Origin of the sequence: Endozoicomonas sp. (genome assembly GCF_051008435.1) — a bacterium.
GTDB lineage: Bacteria > Pseudomonadota > Gammaproteobacteria > Pseudomonadales > Endozoicomonadaceae > Endozoicomonas_A.
This window is the reverse complement of the sequence record NZ_JBPCXO010000533.1, coordinates 1-3,521: the sequence shown is the minus strand read 5'-3', so window position 1 is coordinate 3,521 and position 3,521 is coordinate 1. Positions and strand designations below refer to the sequence as shown.

Sequence of the window (3,521 nt, the reverse complement as noted above, 5' to 3'; positions counted from 1 at the left end):
AGGAGGCGCTGCCTTTGAGATTCTGCTGACCATTGTATTGGTTTTCGCAACAGCCGGTGCCGGAGTGGCTGTACAAATGGCCAGCAAGGGACGCCTGATCCGGCAAATGAAGCAGCTGGGTGAACGGCTAAAAGAGCTGGCTGAACTCAAGAGAGAAGTGGATCGGTACACACCGAACACTTCGATAAGCAGTCGTTCATCAGGCAATATGGTGGAAGATCTTCCGGTTGATAATCGGCCTGTTGCCAAGGCTTCGCCTCCGCCTAGGGAGAGTTATGAGAAGACAAACAATAGCGAGAATACAACAACACAAACAGAAAAAACTGTTCAAGACTTTGAGTCAGACATAGCCAGATCTGATGGCATTTCTACAACCCACCTAAATGCTCGTAAATCAGTTGCTCATCAATTCTATGCAGAGCAAGGTATGCCAGTTGCCAAAATTGAAGGACACTTGTCTGGAATAGATTTCTCAAAACCTGTTGAAGTCACCGAGCTTCCTAAAGGAAAAGCCGTTCATCAATACCAAGTTCCCGGCGGACCACAAGGCAACTACTATGCAGAACCCGGAATTAAACCAGAGAAACTGGGAATCTCAGACAAGGCTAAAGACTGGAATACCGGAGAGATAATAGTGAAGGAAGTGAATATATACGAAACAGAAAACAGCGTTAAAATACTTAAGTCTACAGCAGCCGAGATCGACGATACATGGTCGATACCTGGCGAAACTATACGAGCTGAGGATGGGGCAAATCAATACTTCACCATGGATCGCAACAGCTTTAAACGCCAATGAAATTAAGTAAAAGTGATGAACTTATTTAACGATATAAACTCTGCACTAGCTGAAGTACAACAACAGCGTATAGAGAATCCAGATTATTCTTTATGGAAATCCATTGAAGCTCAATTGAGATTTATGCTGAATGACTTCGACGATAAGGGAAAATGCAGAAAATCAGCCAATCTAGAGCGTGTAGATGCAATCATAATTGGCGTGCAAGCAATACGTGAATTAGACACAGGAAACCCACAGCTGTCGGACCTTCTTTGTAATATAGATTACAACTACAAGAAGATTTATCACATAAAAAAATAGCGTTTCGCTCCACCAACAGATGGAAGCAGAGGGGCAGGTCTTGAATCTTGCTTCGAGTGGTCGGGAAAAAGTGCATAATAGAGCCTGTCTCTACTGAATAAAGGTCATCTGGGCTCCCAGTTGGAGAATAGGAACCTGAGTTAAACAGAACCTTCTTAAATGTAGGAACGAGTTCAGCCTTTCACGAGACACCCTACAAAGGTTCGGTTCATGAATGGCTGGCAGAGGCCAACCAGACTTATCATGAAGGCGAATACCGGGAGCTGATCGAAGCCTTGGGTTTTGATCCTCAAAAGGTGGATACTGAACAATTCAGGGAAGCCTGGTAAATCACCTAAATCATCAGGGACAACGAACAATGCCAGACACTGCTCGTCCGGTTCGTAAAAGACTACTACCGTGCCCAACACCCATTGGAAGCTAGCGAGTTTGCAGGAGACGCTGCCTTTGAGATTCTGCTGACCATTTGTATTGATGTTTGCAACGGCCGGTGCCGGGGTGGCAGTACACATGGCCAGCAAGGGGCGGATGATCCGGCAGCTGAAACAGCTGGGTGAACGGTTTGAATAATTGACTGAGCTTAAGAGAGAAGTTGATCGATATACTCCAAAGACCACTCTTCGCTCTCGATCATCGGGAAATATGATTGAGTATCTTCCTGATGATGACAGGCCTGTTGCTAAAAATAATCCGCCACCAAGGGGAGATTATACCCCCCGTGAGGGCGTGACCCCACTGGATGGGGAGAGAGTCTACAAGCGTGATCACCTGGATGGTGACGTTAAAGATCCTTATACCATACAGGCAGATGGCAAACCGCTGGGCGCCAAAGCAGGCGTGATGCCTGCGGAGGCTCAAGGATTAAAAGAGTTTGACCCTGAACTCCAGAAATTGATTGATGAAAATGGCTATCCGGATGTCGTCGATTGGGAAGATTTCAAGAACTTCTCGGACATCAAACCCGTTGAGCTGAAGGAAGGTGAAACCATTTATCGTATTATCGATGAAGGCAGTGCCGAAGGTAAAGGTGAATCAGGAACCTATTGGGCCAGACAGTTACCCCCGAACAAATCCACCTGGCGCGATGGCTATGCCGTCAAGGACTCCTGGAATGACAATGGCTATTATGTCAAACACACTGTTGGCTCCGGAGGCATGAAGGCTTGGGAGGGGAGTACTGCTGGCCAACAATACAAAGAATTTGATGGAAAAGATTTTTACCTGGAAGGCGGTCAACAACAGCTCTACGTACAGCACAACTCCATACCCAACCTCTCCCCCAAAGTCAGCCAATGGCCGGACGCAACGCAATGAACCCACAAATTAAATCCAAGTTACTCAAACGTAAGTTTCAATCACTGGCGTATATTGAACAGTTTATTGAACACTACCAGCAATTTATTGATACAGGGCTTAACGCTTTAGCTGCATACAAGAATTACAAGAAACAGACCCCTGCTTTTGTGCCCACAAAGTCTATGGAGACGGAAGAGTGGTTCTGGGATCTAAAAGTCAAACCTAACTTTCTGAGTATGAAATTATCTTCAAAAGAAGCTCTACAAAATGCAAAACTTGGGAAGAAAACAACGGTACGCTCACTGGCAGGTGATTTTCGTGGTCTCAGTAGAGGCATGGATGGCATCCGGGAAACGTTTATGGAAGTTCCCGATCCCTTGGTCAGAAAAAAGTACTTGGCACTACGGAAAACCACAAGCACCGAGGCCAGTAATATTGAAATTACCATTAATCAGTGGTGGAAGGATGGTGAAATATTGAGAGAGACGATTACCGGCCCAATCGATGAGCAAGAGCTATTAAACTATCTCAAACCGGGTGAAAGCATTTAACCTGTTCGGGAACCTCGGATGACCACCTGGGACGATAAACACTGCCAGACACTGCTCGTCCGGTTTGCCAAAGATTACTACCGCGCCCAACACCCATTGAAAGTCAGCGAGTTTGCAGGAGGCGCTGCCTTTGAGATTCTGCTGACCATTGTATTGATGTCCGCAACGGCCGGTGCCGGAGTAGCGATACGAGCAGTCGGTAATGCTCGTCTGGTTCGACAAATGACCCAGCTCGGGGAGCTATTCAAAGAGCTGGCCGGGCTCAGGAAGGAAGTAGGCAAATACACGCCGAAGACCCGGCTTCGTTCCCGTTCTACAGGGAATATGGTTGAGGATCTACCTGACGATGACCGGCCTGTTGCCAGAGCTGCTCCTCCGCCTAAAGGGGAGAAGAAAAATAGAATATCAGAGAAAGAAATCAATAGCTTTGGCATTTACTCTACTCTGATAGACGATAAAGTTACTGTTATAGAAAAAAATGAGGAAGTGCCAGACTGGATACAAGAAAGCTTCCTTGACTCAAAGTATCGAACAGTGATCACGAAAGAAGCTATTACGGTTTATCGAGTTTA

The 3,521-nt window shown here is 46.2% G+C and carries 4 protein-coding genes and 1 pseudogene; all 5 read left to right on the top strand.

Features of this window, described 5'->3' with window-relative positions:
• Positions 1-799 (top strand): polymorphic toxin type 46 domain-containing protein (locus ACR2PX_RS27020; RefSeq protein WP_434002461.1); only part of this gene is annotated, 799 nt, incomplete at its 5' end.
• A gap of 15 nt (positions 800-814) precedes the next feature.
• On the top strand, positions 815-1,102 hold the full coding sequence (locus tag ACR2PX_RS27015) for an immunity protein Tsi6 family protein (RefSeq protein ID WP_434002460.1): 288 nt from the start codon (positions 815-817) through the stop codon (positions 1,100-1,102).
• A gap of 570 nt (positions 1,103-1,672) precedes the next feature.
• On the top strand, positions 1,673-2,416 hold the full coding sequence (locus tag ACR2PX_RS27010; protein WP_434002459.1) for a hypothetical protein: 744 nt from the start codon (positions 1,673-1,675) through the stop codon (positions 2,414-2,416).
• Positions 2,413-2,949, top strand: a complete 537-nt coding sequence (locus ACR2PX_RS27005) for a hypothetical protein (protein WP_434002458.1) — start codon at positions 2,413-2,415, stop codon at positions 2,947-2,949. Before ACR2PX_RS27010 ends, ACR2PX_RS27005 begins: the two co-directional genes overlap by 4 nt.
• Positions 2,950-2,967: 18 nt before the next feature.
• Positions 2,968-3,521, top strand: a pseudogene (locus tag ACR2PX_RS27000) (hypothetical protein); the annotation flags it as partial.